This window comes from Mesorhizobium sp. M1365 (assembly GCF_040317865.1).
Lineage (GTDB): Bacteria > Pseudomonadota > Alphaproteobacteria > Rhizobiales > Rhizobiaceae > Mesorhizobium.
The window spans coordinates 17,040-33,058 of the sequence record NZ_JAMYLG010000031.1 but is presented as its reverse complement, the minus strand read 5'-3'; the positions used below and the strand labels follow the sequence as shown (position 1 = coordinate 33,058).

At 59.7% G+C, this 16,019-nt stretch carries 15 protein-coding genes, 1 tRNA gene and 1 pseudogene; 7 read left to right on the top strand and 10 right to left on the bottom strand.

Annotated features, from left to right (window positions below; genetic code table 11):
* The first annotated feature begins 243 nt into the window (after nt 1-243).
* Complete coding sequence (locus NKH04_RS24825; RefSeq protein ID WP_353045124.1) at nt 244-1,302, top strand: DUF262 domain-containing protein; 1,059 nt, start codon at nt 244-246, stop codon at nt 1,300-1,302.
* 2 nt (nt 1,303-1,304) lie between these two features.
* On the top strand, nt 1,305-2,225 hold the full coding sequence (locus tag NKH04_RS24820; RefSeq protein ID WP_353045123.1) for a hypothetical protein: 921 nt from the start codon (nt 1,305-1,307) through the stop codon (nt 2,223-2,225).
* 333 nt (nt 2,226-2,558) lie between these two features.
* Here NKH04_RS24820 and NKH04_RS24815 read toward each other — a convergent pair whose 3' ends face one another.
* Nucleotides 2,559-2,747: an IS3 family transposase gene (locus NKH04_RS24815; protein ID WP_502913448.1), complete on the bottom strand. Its 189-nt coding sequence runs from the start codon at nt 2,745-2,747 to the stop codon at nt 2,559-2,561.
* A 35-nt stretch (nt 2,748-2,782) separates the two neighbouring features.
* Here NKH04_RS24815 and NKH04_RS24810 point away from each other — a divergent pair.
* The 5 genes and pseudogenes from NKH04_RS24810 to NKH04_RS24790 form a co-directional block, all read left to right on the top strand.
* Nucleotides 2,783-3,039 (top strand): annotated as a pseudogene (locus NKH04_RS24810) (IS21 family transposase); the annotation flags it as partial.
* Entirely contained in the window at nt 3,002-4,696 is a 1,695-nt protein-coding gene (locus NKH04_RS24805) for a type I restriction-modification system subunit M (RefSeq protein ID WP_353045122.1), read from the top strand. The pseudogene NKH04_RS24810 and the gene NKH04_RS24805, both read left to right, overlap by 38 nt.
* 28 nt (nt 4,697-4,724) lie before the next feature.
* Nucleotides 4,725-5,864: a restriction endonuclease subunit S gene (locus tag NKH04_RS24800; RefSeq protein WP_353045151.1), complete on the top strand. Its 1,140-nt coding sequence runs from the start codon at nt 4,725-4,727 to the stop codon at nt 5,862-5,864.
* A complete protein-coding gene (locus tag NKH04_RS24795) occupies nt 5,861-8,905 on the top strand; it encodes a type I restriction endonuclease subunit R (protein ID WP_353045121.1) in 3,045 nt (1,014 codons plus the stop codon). Before NKH04_RS24800 ends, NKH04_RS24795 begins: the two co-directional genes overlap by 4 nt.
* A complete protein-coding gene (locus NKH04_RS24790; protein ID WP_353045120.1) occupies nt 8,905-9,639 on the top strand; it encodes a M48 family metallopeptidase in 735 nt (244 codons plus the stop codon). Before NKH04_RS24795 ends, NKH04_RS24790 begins: the two co-directional genes overlap by 1 nt.
* A gap of 136 nt (nt 9,640-9,775) precedes the next feature.
* Here the strand turns inward: NKH04_RS24790 and NKH04_RS24785 are convergent, their stop codons facing one another.
* The 9 genes from NKH04_RS24785 to NKH04_RS24745 form a co-directional block, all read right to left on the bottom strand.
* Nucleotides 9,776-11,527, bottom strand: coding sequence for a DUF6538 domain-containing protein (locus NKH04_RS24785; protein WP_353045119.1), 1,752 nt, complete (start codon nt 11,525-11,527; stop codon nt 9,776-9,778).
* 41 nt (nt 11,528-11,568) lie between these two features.
* Nucleotides 11,569-11,644: transfer RNA gene (locus NKH04_RS24780), tRNA-Phe, on the bottom strand.
* Between the two features lie 318 nt (nt 11,645-11,962).
* Nucleotides 11,963-12,154, bottom strand: a complete 192-nt coding sequence (yacG, locus tag NKH04_RS24775) for a DNA gyrase inhibitor YacG (RefSeq protein WP_353045118.1) — start codon at nt 12,152-12,154, stop codon at nt 11,963-11,965.
* Nucleotides 12,151-12,780: a Maf-like protein gene (locus NKH04_RS24770; protein WP_352541332.1), complete on the bottom strand. Its 630-nt coding sequence runs from the start codon at nt 12,778-12,780 to the stop codon at nt 12,151-12,153. The genes yacG and NKH04_RS24770 overlap by 4 nt, the downstream gene beginning before the upstream one ends.
* Before the next feature lie 25 nt (nt 12,781-12,805).
* A complete protein-coding gene (infA, locus tag NKH04_RS24765) occupies nt 12,806-13,024 on the bottom strand; it encodes a translation initiation factor IF-1 (RefSeq protein ID WP_006200926.1) in 219 nt (72 codons plus the stop codon).
* An 89-nt stretch (nt 13,025-13,113) separates the two neighbouring features.
* Complete coding sequence (locus NKH04_RS24760) at nt 13,114-13,596, bottom strand: arsenate-mycothiol transferase ArsC (protein WP_502893829.1); 483 nt, start codon at nt 13,594-13,596, stop codon at nt 13,114-13,116.
* Nucleotides 13,584-14,069: a UPF0262 family protein gene (locus NKH04_RS24755; RefSeq protein WP_352470151.1), complete on the bottom strand. Its 486-nt coding sequence runs from the start codon at nt 14,067-14,069 to the stop codon at nt 13,584-13,586. Before NKH04_RS24755 ends, NKH04_RS24760 begins: the two co-directional genes overlap by 13 nt.
* A gap of 2 nt (nt 14,070-14,071) precedes the next feature.
* On the bottom strand, nt 14,072-15,364 hold the full coding sequence (hisD, locus tag NKH04_RS24750) for a histidinol dehydrogenase (protein WP_353045117.1): 1,293 nt from the start codon (nt 15,362-15,364) through the stop codon (nt 14,072-14,074).
* Nucleotides 15,365-15,368: 4 nt separating this feature from the next.
* Nucleotides 15,369-15,803, bottom strand: a complete 435-nt coding sequence (locus tag NKH04_RS24745; protein WP_353045116.1) for a DUF2948 family protein — start codon at nt 15,801-15,803, stop codon at nt 15,369-15,371.
* Nucleotides 15,804-16,019 lie beyond the last annotated feature (216 nt).

Genomic DNA, 16,019 nt, shown 5'->3' with positions numbered 1-16,019 from the left:
TCTTGCCCAAGGTAGGTCTGGATAAAACCACGTCCTTAGTGAAAGGAATCGACATCGGCCCAGCCATGAATGGCGTTTAAGGGTTATTAGCAGCACAAGCGGTCGAATCGACAATCGGTGAGCTGAGCGACCACGGCAGGCAAGGCCGAAATGATCTCTATATGCGAGAGCAATTAAAAGAGTGTAGGAAGAGGGAGAACTTCTGGATAACTCAGTGACAGAGCGGGGACCCTCATGTTGCCAATGGAGAAGCTGGTATCGAGCTTCCGCGACGCTCAATCAAAACTTGTTGTTCAGACAGCAGATCTGCCTCTGGCAACCCTCGCACAAATGGTCGAGGACAAGGCAATCGACCTGCAGCCCGGTTTCCAGAGGCGAGAGCGGTGGTCACCAGACAAACAGTCCGCTTTGATTGAATCGTTTCTGCTCAATGTGCCCGTGCCTCCCGTCTATCTCGCAGAGGAGCTTGCCGGAACCTACACGGCCATCGACGGCAAACAGCGCCTCCGCGCGATATCAGACTTCATCTTCGGCAGACTAAGCCTTCGCAATCTGGACCGTCTAACAGAAGCCGAAGGCATGCGATTCGACGCTTTGCCTTCGGAGATTGTCAACTCTTTCAAGCTGCGGCCGTATCTGCGGGTTGTAACGTTGCTCAAGCAAACCGATCCAATGTTGAAATATGAGGTGTTTCTACGGCTCAACCGCGGCGGCGAGGCTTTGAATGCTCAAGAGATACGAAACGTGGCTTTTAGGGGCCCTCTGAACGACAGAATATACGCGCTGTCTGAAAGCGTCTTTCTGCGGAAGCAACTTAAGATTGATGGCTCGAAATCGGCCGCTTATCGCGAGATGGACGATGCGGAGTACGTGCTGCGTTTCCTGACGCTGTCGGAGCGAATGGACACCTTCAGCGGCAGCTTGATCAAGGAGATGGACGAGTTTATGCGCCGACACCAGTTGGACAGCGGCCAAGCGGTGGAAAATCACGGGACGGTATTCAACCTTGCGATAGCGAGGTGCCAAAGCGTATGGGGCGACTTCGCGTTCCGACGACCTGAAGGGCAAGGGTGGCGCGATCAAACCCTCGCCGGTATGTACGATGCGCAGATGATCTCTGCCTCTCAGGTGACGGCGGAGGTCGCCGCGAAGGCCGCGAGCAAACAGGCAGAAGTCCTCGAGAAGACGCGGGCTCTCTTCGGGGAGCTGGATTTTGATAAGTCAGTCCGAACTGGCACTAACACTCCTCAACGTATTCGGTATCGAGTCAGCCGCATGAAAGAGCTGCTCGAGGGCACCTAACCATGGCGCAGTTTCGGCGGGAGTTCTTTAGCACGCTCGAGCAGATGCTGAGGGTCAGTTCAGAACCGCTCCTTCAAGATAATTTGCCTCTGGCCGACCCAGCAAATCTGAGTGCCCGCGTCCTTCGGCACGGTCTGGCCGTCTCCGCATTCTCGATGCTTGAGAAGTACGTCGGTGCCGTATTCGAACACTTGCTAGTGGAGGATGTGAGCAAGGCGAGTATGGCGTTTGCCGACATGCCCGACAACATCAGGGACTTCATTGTGGTTGACTCAGTGGTTGGCATGTCCAACCGGCTTTCGTTCATCAGAGCCTCGCCAGACCGGCTCAATTACGTGGATCAAACGCTGGCGCTCGTCACCCAGTACAACGCGGTCCCTCCCTCCTACACGGCGCTAGGTTTTAGTCCAAAGGGATCAAACATCGGGCACGAGGACATCAAACAGGCTTTTGGGATTTTCGGGGTCAAAGACGCTTGGGGGAAAATGAACCTCCTTGCCGCGACCCTCGGGGGCGCAGTGCTTAGTATGCGCGACAATTTCATCGCCTTGGCAAATGCGAGGCACCGTGCGGCACATAATCCGGTATCGAGCATCCCGGTCGCTGACCTTCAGACAAACATCCGATCCGCCATCGTCATCGGCATCTGCTGCGACGTAATCGCAAAGAATGCGGGCGCAGCAATTCGGGCCTGTCGGAGTAAGAATAATCTCGAAAATGACGTTGCTGCGTTCTCGCGCGCCTCCCGCTTCTTGGACCAGCAGATCGACGGTTCTTGGTTGGAACGGGCTTCTCCTACAAATCGTGGTGTTAAGCGGTATGCCGACCGAGTTGCCGGCATCACTGGTGCGCACGCCAGAAGTGGAACGCCGTTCGTCGTAGTGAGAGACGTGACGGGCCAACCTGTCGAATTGGCAGGCTAAGCCACAAAATCGCCCCTACAGGGGAGACGGCGTTATCCGCGGTGTTTGCTGCTCACTTTGCAGCAACGAACAAAAGCCACGGAGCGACCGCAACCCGGACCAGCTTCGCCGGCCACCCCGGCTGTAGCGCCGAGACCAAGCATGCACTAACATTCAACATGGATCACCCGATGGCCGGCCAGAACTAGTGAGGCCGCATAGGGCCGCTCGGTGCGTCCGTCCCGTGGGAATGCCCGACCGAACCGTTCGATCAAGGGACACAGGCCACCGAAATGTGTGAATCGGCGTGCAAAATTGACCCCATAATGGAGTGGGCCCTCGGGCGGGACAGAGTCAGGCTGCTGATTTGATCGTTTGCCGGGTGTGTTTATCCTCGAATTGCATTGGACTGAGATAGCCAAGTGCTGAGTGAAGCCGTCGCCGGTTGTAGACCTCCTCAAAGAAATGCGGAAGGTGTTCGATGACATCGGCGAACGTCTCGAACGCCATCGGATAGACGGCGTCGACTTTGAGCGTCTTCATCAAACTTTCCGCCTTTGCGTTGTCGTAGGGATTGCCGCGAACTGCATGTGTCGCGGAACACCGTCCGCAAGATTCTCAGGTCCAATGAGACATCGTTCTCCTACGAAAGCGAGCGGCGGCCCAAGCCGAAGATCGGTCCGTGGCAGGATCAGCTTGACGGGTTTTGAATGGCAACCGTGGCAAGGCGGCGCGCGAGCAACTGACACTGATCCGGATTTACGAAGAGCTTTGCAGTCTCGGCTACGAGGGTGGCTATGACGCCGTCCACCGCTACGCGGAGAGCTGGGCGAAAGGATGCCGGCCCGGCCGGCCGGGTTCGTGGGCAGGTGGGGTGGGGTGGCCTGTGGGGCCCCACATTGAGGCAGACTCTGGACCAAATGGAACCCTGTGGCTATGAGAGAGGAGGTCGCCGTCAGGCTGGCGAATATTTGAAAGCGTACCACCAATTCATGCCCACCCTTTCCCAGCAGAACCTCGAACGCCATCTTTGGCAGGCAGCGGACATTTTGCGCGGCACTGTCGATGCCGGAGACTATAAGCAATACATCTTCGGCCTCCTTTTCTACAAACGTCTCTGTGACGTTTGGGCCGAGGAGTATGAAAAGCTCCTTGCCGAGACTGGCGACCGCGAGGAGGCCGCTGACCCGGACGAGCATCGCTTTCACATTCCCACCGAGCATCGCTGGGACGCGGTGCGTAAGCAATCAACCCAGATCGGTCAGCGGCTGAACAACGCGTTCGCCGCTATCGAAGATGCGAACCTGCGCCTGCGGGGCGTGTTCGGCGATGTCGACTTCGCCAATCAAGACCGCTTCTCAGACGCGTTGCTCGAAAAACTGCTTGCCCATTTCGAGAAGCATCGCCTTCGCAATGCCGACGTGCCCGCCGACATGCTCGGCGACGCCTATCTCTACCTCATCAAAATGTTTGCCGAGGGTGCCGGCAAGAAGGGCGGCGAGTTCTACACCCCGCGCCAGATCGTCCGGCTCATGGTCGAGATCGTCGAGCCTCGCCCCGGCATGTCGATCTATGATCCCACCTGCGGGTCAGGCGGCATGTTGCTGGAGGCGGTCCAATATCTGAAGGATCGGGACGAGGATGCCCGCAGCCTGTCGCTCTACGGGCAGGAAAAGAACTTCGGCACATGGGGCATCGCCCAGATCAACCTGTTCCTTCACGACGTAGACGACGCCTTCATTGCCAAGGGCGACACGATCCTCTCGCCCAAGCGGTACGATCCCAAGGCCCGAGAGTTCGTCGAGGGCGTCGGTGCCTATGACCGGGTACTCGCCAACCCGCCCTTTTCCGAGAAGGTGTGGGGCTATGATGTCTGGGCAAATGGCGATCCATTCGGGCGCGATGCATATGGCTGCCCGCCCAAGGGCTATGGCGACCTAGCGTTCGTCCAGCACATGCTGGCGAGCCTCAAGGACGGCGGGATGCTCGCGGTCGTCGTGCCGCACGGAGTGCTGTTCCGGGGCGGGGCCGAAGGCCGCATCCGTGAGGGAATGCTCAAGGCCGACGTGATCGAGGCTGTCGTCGGCCTCGCGCCCAACTTGTTTTATGGCGCCGGAATTCCGGCCGCGATCCTGATCGTCCGGAAGAACAAGACGGACCACCGGCGCGGCAAGGTGCTGATTGTCAATGGCGACGCCACCTACCAGCCCGGAAAGGCGCAGAACTTCCTGACCGACGATCACGTGAGTATACTCGCCGACGCGGTCCATCGCTTTGCCGACATGGACAAGTTGGCACGCGTCGTGCCGGTCGACGAGATCGCCTCCAAGGGCTTCAACCTCAATATCAGTCGGTACATACAGACCGGCAGTGATGCCGAAGCGGTTGATGTTGCTGAGGAGGTCGCCAGGCTGCAAGACCTGATCGCCAAGCGCAACGAGGCCGAAGCGGTCATGTTTGGGCACCTCAAGAGGCTTGGCTATGCTTCCTGAGGGGTGGAGAGAAAAGACGTTGATCGACGTGTGCCAGTTCATCAATGGGCGCGCGTATAAGAAAGAAGAGCTTCAGCGGGATGGGAAATATCCAGTTCTAAGAGTAGGAAATTTCTTCACAAATGACAGTTGGTATTATTCTGACCTAGAACTCGATGGTGATAAATATTGCGACAATGGTGATCTCCTTTACGCTTGGTCCGCGTCGTTCGCTCCTAAAATTTGGAACGGCGGTAAGGTTATATACCACTATCACATTTGGAAGATTGTTATTGACCCGCAGCACATAGATAAGGAATACCTATATTATTTTCTTGAATGGGATGTGGATAAAATAAAATCCAGTGAGGGAAATGGATCAACAATGATCCACGTCACGAAAGGGGCAATTGAGCAAAGAGCGTTGAATTTGCCTCCTCTGTCCGAGCAAAGGCGGATCGCGGAGGTACTTAGGTCGGTGGGTGAGGCTTTTGCGATAGCCAGCGAAGCGTTCGAGCAGGCTCAACGCACACTCCTACTATTTGCCGAAAAGCTGTTGGTTGCTGATGCCGAGCTTGACGGCGAAGAAAAGCGCTTGGGAGACTTGATCGCCTCGCTCGACGCCGGCGTCAGCGTGAACTCGGAGGGGCGCCCGATGAATGGAGGAGAGTTCGGAATACTCAAGACAAGCTGCGTCTCTGCGGGCGTTTTTGATCCCAAAGAACACAAAGCCGTTCTCGACAACGAGCGCGCGAGGGTTCGTGTGCAGCCTACAGCGAACTCGATAATTATAAGCCGGATGAACACGATTGACCTTGTCGGAGCGAATGCTTTCGTCGCGCACAATCACCCCAACCTCTTTCTTCCGGACCGCCTTTGGCTTCTGAAAACTAACTCCGCCGCGAGGTGCCGTTGGCTTGGCTACTACATGAAGACAGCGAAATTTCGAGAGCAGATCGTTGATATTGCGAGCGGGACCAGCGGTTCAATGAAGAATATTTCAAAAGGCAGACTGGCTGAACTGTTGCTTCATGTTCCCGATATGCAGCGGCAGGATGACGCCATTAAAATCTTGTCGTCCGTCGAAGAAATCGCGCTATCAGCTTGGAAGGTGCTTCAATCACACCAGAAGATGCGAAAATCGTTGTCATATGACCTTCTCTCCGGTCGCGTCCGGGCGCTCGCATGAGCGAATACCGCCTCGCCGAAAAGCCCGCGCTCAATGGGCTGGCGGCGGCGGGATATCAGCCGCTTGCGCCCGAGGCGGCATTGGCAATGCGGCAGGAAGAGAACCGCGTCATCCTGAAGCCGGTGCTGGTAGAAGCATTGCAGGCGCTCAACGGCATGGGGCTGGAAGACGCCGAGGCGATCTACAACGACCTCGCCACTCTGTCGGACAATGAAGACTGGCAGAGGAAGCTGCGCGGCGGCTATTCGCGCCGCCTCGTCGGCAGGAACCGTGACCAGCCCATCGCGTTGATCGACTTCAAGGTTTCTGCGAACAACCGTTTCCACGTCGTGCGCCAATTCCGCGTCGCCGCCCAACGCCCGCGCGTCGCAGACATCGTGCTGTTTGTGAATGGTATCCCGCTGGTCGTGATCGAGGCCAAGTCGCCGCTGAAGTCCACTGCAAAGGCCGGAGAAGCGTTCGAGCAAATCAAGCAGTATGAACGCGACATCCCCCGATTGTTCGCGTCCAACGCCTTCAACATCGTCACCGACGGCATCGTCACACTCTACGGCGCGACCGGCGCTTCCTCATCGTTCTATGCACCGTGGCCCGATGCATGGCCGCGTATGCGAACTGAGTTCGCGGACGATCTCGCCAAGGATTTGTGGTGCCTTGCCGAGCCGTCCCGGCTGCTCGACTTGCTCGCCCATTTCATCGTGTTCGAGACCGACCCTGAGACGGGGCGGAAGATCAAGAAGGTCTGCCGCTATCAGCAGTTCCGAGCGGTCAACAAGGCCGTGCAGCGGGTCGCCGATGGCGTCCACCGCAAGGGGCTGATCTGGCACACGCAAGGGTCAGGAAAGAGCCTGACGATGGTGTTCCTCGCGCTGAAGCTGAAGACCCATTTGACGCTGGACGCGCCGACGCTTGCCAATCCCAACATTCTCGTGCTGACCGACCGGATCGACCTCGACACACAGATCAGCAGCACCTTTATCGCCTGCGGCCTGCCTAATCCGAAACAGGCGGGATCGGTCACTGAGCTTCGCGAAGCCGTGGCACGCGGCGGCAACGGGCAAATCCTATTATCGACCATCTTCAAATTCGCAGGCTCCCGCGATCCGATCCCCAACTCCGAAAACTGGATCGTGCTGGTCGATGAGTGCCACCGCACGCAGGAAAAAGATCTTGGTGCTTATCTTCAGGCTACGCTGCCCGACGCCCGCTTTTATGGCTTCACCGGCACGCCGATCAAAAGTACCGACAAGGACACCTATGCCCGCTTCAGCATCGAGGGCGAGGGCTATCTTGATAAATATGGCATTGATGATGCCGTGGCCGACGGCGCGACCGTCCCGATCCTCTACGAGGGTCGAAAAACCGACTGGGCGATCAATGAGGCCGAGATCGATATATTGTTCGACCGCTGGTTCGTCGATCTGCCTGACGACAAGCGCGAACAACTGAAGCGTAAGGGGCTGACGCTCGCCACCATCGCCAAGCACCCCGAGCGTGTCCAGCTGATCGCCTTGGACATCTGGGAGCATTTCAAGCAGGTCTGCGCACCCGACGGCTTCAAGGCGCAGATCGTCGCCGTGGACCGGGAGGCGGTGATCCTCTACCGCACCACGCTTGCGAGCGTGATCGCTGCCGATATGGTAAAAGGCGGAGTGGACGCCGACGCCGCCCGAGCCAAGGCCGATGCAATGATAGCCTGCGTCTATTCCAAGAGCCAAGAGGACAACAAACCTTCGGAAGACGCGGACGTCGCAGCTCTGCGCGGCGAGCTTGAACTGCAGTATCTGGATGACGTCGCCGAGAAGGAAGCGAAGAAGGCGTTCAAGGCGTTCGGGCAGGAGCCCACCTTCCTGATTGTCTGCGACAAGCTGCTGACCGGCTTCGACGCGCCTATTGAGGCGGTGATGTATCTCGACAAGCCGCTCAAGGAGCATGGCCTCTTGCAGGCAATTGCGCGAACCAATCGCACCTGTTCGCTAATGCGCCCCGACGGGATCGAGATCACCAAGCCGCATGGCCGGATTGTCGACTACATCGGCGTCACTAATCATCTCGACGAGGCGCTGAAATCCTATCGCTCCGAGGATGTCGAGAATGCGCTGCGCGACATCGCCATCCTGCGCAACGATTTGAAGGAAGCGCACGCCCGCTATCGTTTGCAGAAGCGCGGAATGGGGCTGGAGGGCATGGATGAGAAGGCGGCGGCCTATGCCGTCGGCAAGCTCGTGACGGCTGGCCGTGAGGACGAATGGTTCGACTTTCAGAGGCTCGCTCGCAATTTCATTCGCGTCTACGGCGACCTCTCACCCGATCCGGCGATCCTCGATTTCACGGACGAAGTAAAATGGGCCGCTGCCTTCCTCCGGCTTGCCACGCAGGTGATCGCCAAGGACGAGAGCCTCGACCATCGTTATTACACCGGCAAGATCAGGGACATGCTGGAAGCGCATGTCCATGCGACCGGCCTTTCGACGACGATCCGGCTGCGCTCGATCACCGATCCGCACTTCGCCGACGATTTTTCGACCGAGGGGAAGACGGACGGAGAGTTGCAGGAAGCATTCGTCCGAAAATCCGCCGAGCTTCGCCGTGTCACGCGCGAATTGGTTGACAAGAACCCTGCGCAATATGGCCGTTTCTCCGAGCGTGTACTGGAAATCATTCGTCGCTTCGAGGAGGGGCAGATCGCTGCCGCCGAGGGGCTGAGCGAGTTCGAAGACCTAACCGGTGGCATCAATGCCGAAAAGGGCGCACATGCCGAACTGGGCATGGACGAGCGCGCCTTCTCGATCCTGCGCATCATGGAAGCACTGGCCCCGGACACCGGCCACGGCACACTACAAGATGCCGCCATTGGGATTGGAGCGATCTATGCCGGGGCGCAAGCGAGCCAGCCAGCCTTCACCTTCATGCCCGAATACCTGCGCAGTCTGCGCCAGCAGGTTCGGCGCATCCTCTCCGAGCATGGCATTGGCGAAAGCAAGGCCATCCGGGAGGCGGTGGAAGAGTTCGCCGTCCACGCGTATGTCGGAGGCCATTGATGCCGTCGCTACGCATTGGCCGCGCCGAAATCCCCTATGAGCTTCGCCGCTCCGCCACGGCGTCCGAGCGCCGCATCACCGTGACGCCCAGCTGCGTCGAGGTGTTGGTGCTTTCCACCGACGACGATGCGGCGATCAACTCGTTTCTCAAACGTAAGCGGCAATGGGTGTTCAACACCGTCCGCGAGATGGAGCGGATCACCGCCGACCGGCATGCCGTACCGCGCTTCATCACCGGTTCGAAGATACCCTTCCGGGGCCGCCGGATGCGGCTGACCGTCCGACGCAGCGATGGCGAGCGGATCGAGCTTACTTACCACAACGGCTTTATCGTCGATCTTCCGTCATGGGTAGACGATGACGCCGACCAACTCGTCGCAAGCGAACTCAAACTGTGGCTGAAGCGGCGCGTTCGGCGTGACGTGACGGAGATCGCCGCAGGCTACAAGACCCGGTTCGGGCTTTCACCGCGCTCGATCCGCGTGGCTGATTTCGCAAACGGCTGGGGATCGTGTGGCCCCGAGGGTAACATCCTCATTAATTGGCATCTGGTTTTCGCGCCGAGGAAGGTGCTGGAGTATGTCGTTGCCCATGAACTTGCCCACCTCCGGCATCGCTCGCATGGTCCTGCGTTCTGGGATTTCCTCCGGACGGTCGTCTCAGACTTCGAGGCTTCCAAGGCGTGGTTGGAAGCCCATCAAGGCAGTCTGAGTGCTGAGTTTCTTGGTAGCTGATGACGGCTCGGAGCCGAAGGCCGCGAAGATGGGGTCGAGGACTGAAGCCACGCCAGCCCACGCCGAAGGTGCAAGGGGAGCGGTATTCGAACACGAGGGGGATCATGCGACCTCCTGAGCAAACCACAGCCACCGGTCATTGAGGTTCTAATGAATAGGAGGGCAATTTCGCGATCTCGCCAGCCATTGTCCTCAGCGTTACTTCCCCATAAGTATCGGCAACCGTCCTAGCGGCCTGACCTTGAATCGCATCCAGAATGCGGGGTGGAATTCCAGCTTCCATTCCAACTGTTTTGAAGCGATGCCGCCAGCCATGATTCGGTGCCACATCCGGATCTGATACAAAGGCGCGCGCGAACTCTGCGAGCCGATTTTTTAGACCGCGTAAAGCTCCCCGGTTATTTTCTGATGGGTCGACATTCAGAAAGAGGTGACCGCTGTCAGCGCCTTCTACAAAGACTGGGAATCCAAGGTCGATCACCTGCTGATGAAGGGGTACCTCGCGGGCTTCATTGGTTTTGACCGTTCCGGCTTCAGGAGTGATGCGAATTACCCAGACGTCGCCGCGCAAAGATACATCCTGCTTTCTCAACTGGGCCAGTTCGCCCACGCGAGCTCCGGTAAATGCACACAACAACGGTATCCAACGCTTTGCCGCAAATGTCTTCGGATTTTCCTGCCCTCGCTGATGAGATAGCGCGCCAGAAAGGATCGTTTTGGCCTCTTCATCAGAAAAGCCCTTCGATCTATGGCGAGCAGGTTTTCCGACCTTTAAGGTCACACCGACAGCTGGATTATGAGCGACGAGTCCATTGGCGACCCCCCAGCCGAAGACCACTTTCAGAGCCGAGAGATTGCTATCCTTAACCGTTTTGGCGGAAATCATCTTTCCGGTTTTCGGCGAAGGTGTGCTCAGTCGGTGATCTTTGAAGGCAATGACATCCTTGGCCGTAACCTTCGATGCATCGTCGTGTTTCAGAAACCGAGCAAGATAGGCAAACGCGTCTCTGTAGCTTTCATAAGTGCTCGGTTTTCTGCCGGCTGCTTTGCTCTCCTTCCACCAGCCGCCCACGAGCCCAGTCAAGGTCGTGTCGGAGCTCTCCTTTGCAGCCGCCGTCTTAGGCGACTGACCGTCAGTTGGCTGAGAATTTGCCGAACGATGAATCCACCCGGACTGCACTGCTGGTTCAAACTCCCCGTGTTCAAGCCTTTGCAGTGTCAAGCTGGCTCGCTGCAACGCGGCTCCTACGGCACGGGCAGTTTTGTGAATGCTCCAGGGATCGTCGCTGAAGCCGTTCTTATCGAGGATGTCTTTCGCCCTGCTTACGCATCCGGCTCTCATTGATTTCCAAAAGACATTCTCGATTGGCATTGTCCCCAGGATGGGATCAGCAATGCCTTCCACCCCAGCAACGGGATCGGTTGACGGCAACGGGTACTTTTTCCACATGCCCTCGTACAGTTCGGTGTGCCAGTGGAGCTGTTCACTCGGATTGTCGCAGAATTTTGCAAGCCACTCATCGTGCACGGCCGCGGCTAAAACGTGCGCCTCCCGATCCGTGATGAGGCGCGGTGCGAGCACATCCAGGCCTGCAGCGGCAGGACGACCCAAGCTACTTCCATTTAATGACCGATCTCCAAGCCGAAGCTGCGCCCATTCGTGTTCAAACCCCGCAAGAACCTCTGCGTATTTTCGCTTTGCCTCTTCGGGGTCTTTGGTTCCGAGTGTCTTGTTGACTTCTCGGCGGCCGGTCAACAAAACGATGTCGGCTGGCAGCCGCTTTCGGAACCAGTAAACGCCTGTCTTACGATGTTTTGTTGGACGGCTCATAGCTAGGACCATGTGTAACACCCGTGTGTAGCACTCGGCTAGCCCTAACCATTTCATTTTGCTGGTTTTTCAGCTGTATCAACACCTTAGGAAGGGGATGGTGCCCAGAGGCGGATTCGAACCACCGACACGCGGATTTTCAGTCCGCTGCTCTACCAACTGAGCTATCTGGGCCTGCTCCGGTGGGCGGCAATCTGCACACCGGGTTCATGAAAGCGCCGTCGGCACCCCTTGAAAGCGCGTGGGTTATAGCACGGGAATCCGGACTGTCCAGCGCTTAGAGCATGATCCCGAAAGTGGAATCCGGTTTTCGGAAAAGATCATGCTCAGACAAAACGCCAGAACCTGTTCCGTCCGACAGTGCCGGGATGGAACAGGTTCTGGACATTGATCGCAGGCGGGAAACGACAGGCAGTCCGCAAGGCCGATCATTAGTCACGATCGCGGCTGCGAAACCGTCCCAAGCCTGTGGAAAACCGCAGGTGGACGGCGCTATTTCTGGTCGTCGTTCTCGTCCTCGTCGTCGCGGCCCGGGATGACGTAGACCCCCTTCAGCCAGCGGTTGAGGTCGATGTCCTTGCAGCGCGTCGAGCAGAACGGGTAGGTTTCGCGCGCCGATGGCTTGCCGCATTCGGGGCAGGGCCGCTTGGGCCGCAACGTCGTGACCTTGTCGTCCGGGCTCATATCCGCGCACCCGACAGCCAGTTGGCGTGCACCTTAAACCCTTCGCCGCTCAAAAGCGCTACCGTCTCGTAGAGTGGCAGGCCGACGACGTTGGTGTAGGAGCCGACAAGCTTGACGACGAAGGCGCCGGCAAGCCCCTGGACGCCATAGCCGCCGGCCTTGCCGCGCCATTCTCCGGATGCGATGTAGGCCTCGATCTCCTCGCGCGGCAGCCGCTTGAAGCGCACCCTGGTCTCGACCAGCCGCAAGCGCTGCTTGCCGCCAGGTGTGATCAGGCAGATGCCGGAATAGACGCGGTGCGAACGGCCGGACAAAAGCCCAAGGCAGTTGGCGGCGTCGTCGAGCGTCTCGGCCTTGGGCAGGATGCGTCGCCCGACGGCAACCACCGTGTCGGCCGCCAGCACGAAGCTCGGCGCGTATTCCGTCTCGGTTTTCAGCGAGGCCAGCGCTTTCTCGGCCTTCTGCGTCGCCAGGCGCTTGGCCAGCGAGCGCGGGTGCTCGGCGCGCAGCGGCGTCTCGTCGACATCAGCCGGCAGCACACGGTCCGGCTCGATGCCGGCCTGCTGCAGCAGCTCGATCCGGCGTGGCGAACCCGAGGCAAGCACGAGCTTCTGCAAAATGCCCATCGCGATCCCGGCCGGGTCCTTGAACTTACTTGAAGCGGTAGGTGATGCGGCCCTTGGTCAGGTCGTAGGGCGTCATCTCGACCAGGACCTTGTCGCCGGTCAAAACGCGGATGCGGTTCTTGCGCATGCGGCCGGCCGTATGGGCGATGATTTCATGTTCGTTTTCGAGCTTGACCCTGAACATCGCGTTGGGCAGCAGTTCCGTCACGACACCCGGAAACTCGAGGACTTCTTCCTTCGGCATTCGATACCTTTGCTTGGATGGGTACTTCCAGCGCCCCGGCCGGAAAGTTGCGCGGAACCTATATGATAAACGCCCGCTTGTGAACATGCTTAATCCGCGGCGTTTTCAGCCCCGTTGCCGAGGAAACGGCGGCCGATCCGCGCCTTCAGCCGCTCGCGCACGTCGCGGTAGGCGGCCATGATCTGCTCGCGCGTGCCGCTGACGCCGGTCGGGTCGGGCATCGGCCAATATTCGACCTCGACGGCCAGCGAGCGGGTGAGTTCGAGCGCGATGTGGTGGGCTTCCGGCGCCAGCGTGACGATCAGGTCGAAATAATCGTCCTCGAGGTCATCCATCGTTCTCGGGTGCCGTTCGCCGAGCGACAGCCCTTCTTCGGCCAGCACGGCATCGACGAACGGATCGCGTTCGCCGCCGCGCACTCCCGCCGAGGCGACGAAGGTGGTAGGCGGGAGCACCTTGCGCGCCAGCAATTCGGCCATCGGCGAGCGCACGGCGTTCATGCCGCAGACAAACAGGATCGAGCGGGGCAGGATCTGGCGGGGCAGCGGGGCGGCCAGTTTCAGCCTCGCCAGTGCAGCACGCAAACCAGCGTGAACAGCCGGCGCGCCGTGTCGAAGTCAATCTCGATCTTGCCGGCAAGCCGGTCCATCAGCCTCTGCGAGCCTTCATTGTGCAGGCCGCGCCGGCCCATGTCTATCGCCTCGATATGGCTTGGCGTCGCGGTGCGGATGGCATCGTAATAGCTTTCGCAGATCATGTAGTAGTCCTTGACGATGCGCCGAAGCGGCGTCAGCGACAGGATGTGGGTGACCACGGCTGCGCCGTCCTCGCGCGTCACCGCGAACACCAGCCGGGACTCGGCCAGCGACAGTTTCAGCCGGTATGGCCCGGCGCCGTCGTCATTGACCGGCTGGAAGCGGTTCTCCTCGATCAGGTCGAAGATCGCCACCGCCCGCTCATGCTCGACATCGGGCGTCGAGCGGCCGATCGTCTCGTCGAGCTCGACATCGATCAGCCTGGCGCGGGTTTGGTCGTAGTCGGACATTTCTACATGTTCAGCCGGATGGCGACGGAGCGTCCATGCGCATCGAGGCCTTCCGCCTTGGCGAGCGTGATCGCCGCCGGCGCCAGTGCCCGCAACTGCTCCGGCCCGAGCTTCAGGATCGAAGTGCGCTTGACGAAATCGAGCACCGAAAGCCCGGACGAAAAGCGCGCCGAGCGCGCCGTCGGCAGCACGTGATTGGAGCCGGCGACATAGTCGCCGATGGCTTCCGGCGTGTGGCGGCCGAGAAACACCGCACCGGCATTGCGCATCCGCGCCAGGAACGCCTCTGGGTCGTCGATGGCAAGCTCGACATGTTCGGCCGCGATGCGGTCGACCAGCGTCAGTGCTGCCTCGATCGTCGGCACCAGGATGACGGCGCCGAAATCGCGCCAGCTCGCCGCCGCCGTTTCTCCGCGCGGCAGGTTCTGCAACTGCCGCCCCACCGCCTGTTCTACCGCTGCGCCAAAGGCACGGTCGTCGGTGATCAAGATCGACTGCGCCGACACATCGTGTTCGGCCTGGGCGAGGAGGTCGGCGGCGATCCAGTCCGGATCGTTGCTGCCGTCGGCGACAACCAGCACTTCCGACGGCCCGGCGATCATGTCGATGCCGACCGTGCCGAACACCTGGCGCTTGGCCGCCGCGACATAGGCATTGCCAGGGCCGACGATCTTGGCGACGGGCTTTATCGTTTCGGTACCATAGGCAAGGGCCGCGATCGCCTGGGCGCCACCAACGCGGTAGATTTCGGAGACACCGGCAAGGTCGGCTGCCACCAGCACCAGCGGCGGCACCTCGCCGCCAGAGGCCGGTACCACCATGGCGATGCGCTCGACGCCGGCGACCTTGGCCGGCACCGCGTTCATCAGCACCGAACTCGGATAGCTCGCCGTGCCGCCCGGCACGTAGAGCCCGACGGCCTCGATTGCAGTCCAGCGCGATCCGAGCTCGACGCCGGCGGCATCGGTGTAGCGGTCGTCCTGCGGCAGCTGCCGCTGGTGGTGGGAGCGGATGCGCTCGCGCGCGAATTTCAGCGCCTCGACCGTCTGCGGATCGGCGGCCTCGTAAGCCTTGGCAATGTCGTCCCTGGAGACGGCGATGCCGAGCCTGGCCAGGTCGCCGCCGCCGAATTTCTGCGTGTACCCGACCAGCGCCGCGTCGCCCTCGGCGCGCACCTTGGCGATGATCTCGCGCACCACGGCGTCGACATCGGCCGAGACTTCCCGCTTGGTCAGCAGGAACGCGGCAAAGCGCTGCTCGAAATCGGCGTCGGACTGGCGAAGCGTGATAGCCATTACATCAGACCCTGTGGACCGGGCGCGACGTCGCTTCCCAGGCGCCGCCGACATCGGCAAGCCGCGCCTCGATGCATTCGACATCGAGCATGATCGCGCCGCCGCCCGAAAAGATCAGCTCGACGATGCCGGCCGGTTTGTCGAGCGCGAGAAAGCTGATCGCCAGCAGCGACAGCACCTCGTCCGGCTTGTCGCGGGCAATGCCGCTGGTCTTGGCGCCGAGCACCCGGTCGAAATGCAGCACGGCCTGCCGCCGCTCATTGTGCTGGCGGAAGAAGCCGGATTTCGCCTCCCAGACGAAGCGGTTCATGGTCAGCACGAAGCGCTTTACCGAAGGCAGGTACTCGAGATCGCTGACCTTCATGACGGCATCCTGGACATACGCCGAGATGATGCTCAGATCCTGATCGTCGAGCGCGACAAGCTTGAGGCCATTCATGCGGAATTCGCACCTGCGAGTTGATTATTCGACCTTCTGTTAGGCGGTCTTTCCTGCTCGTGCAACCGCGCCGGAGGTCTTGTGCAGGCAATCGCCCCGGTCAGCGCTGCCCCTCATCCCCCTGCCGGGACCTTCTCCCCGTATAGGGACGGGGAGAAGGGGCTGGCCGCAACCTCGGCACCCTCCCGCAACGCTGGAGATTGGCGAAATCCTTCG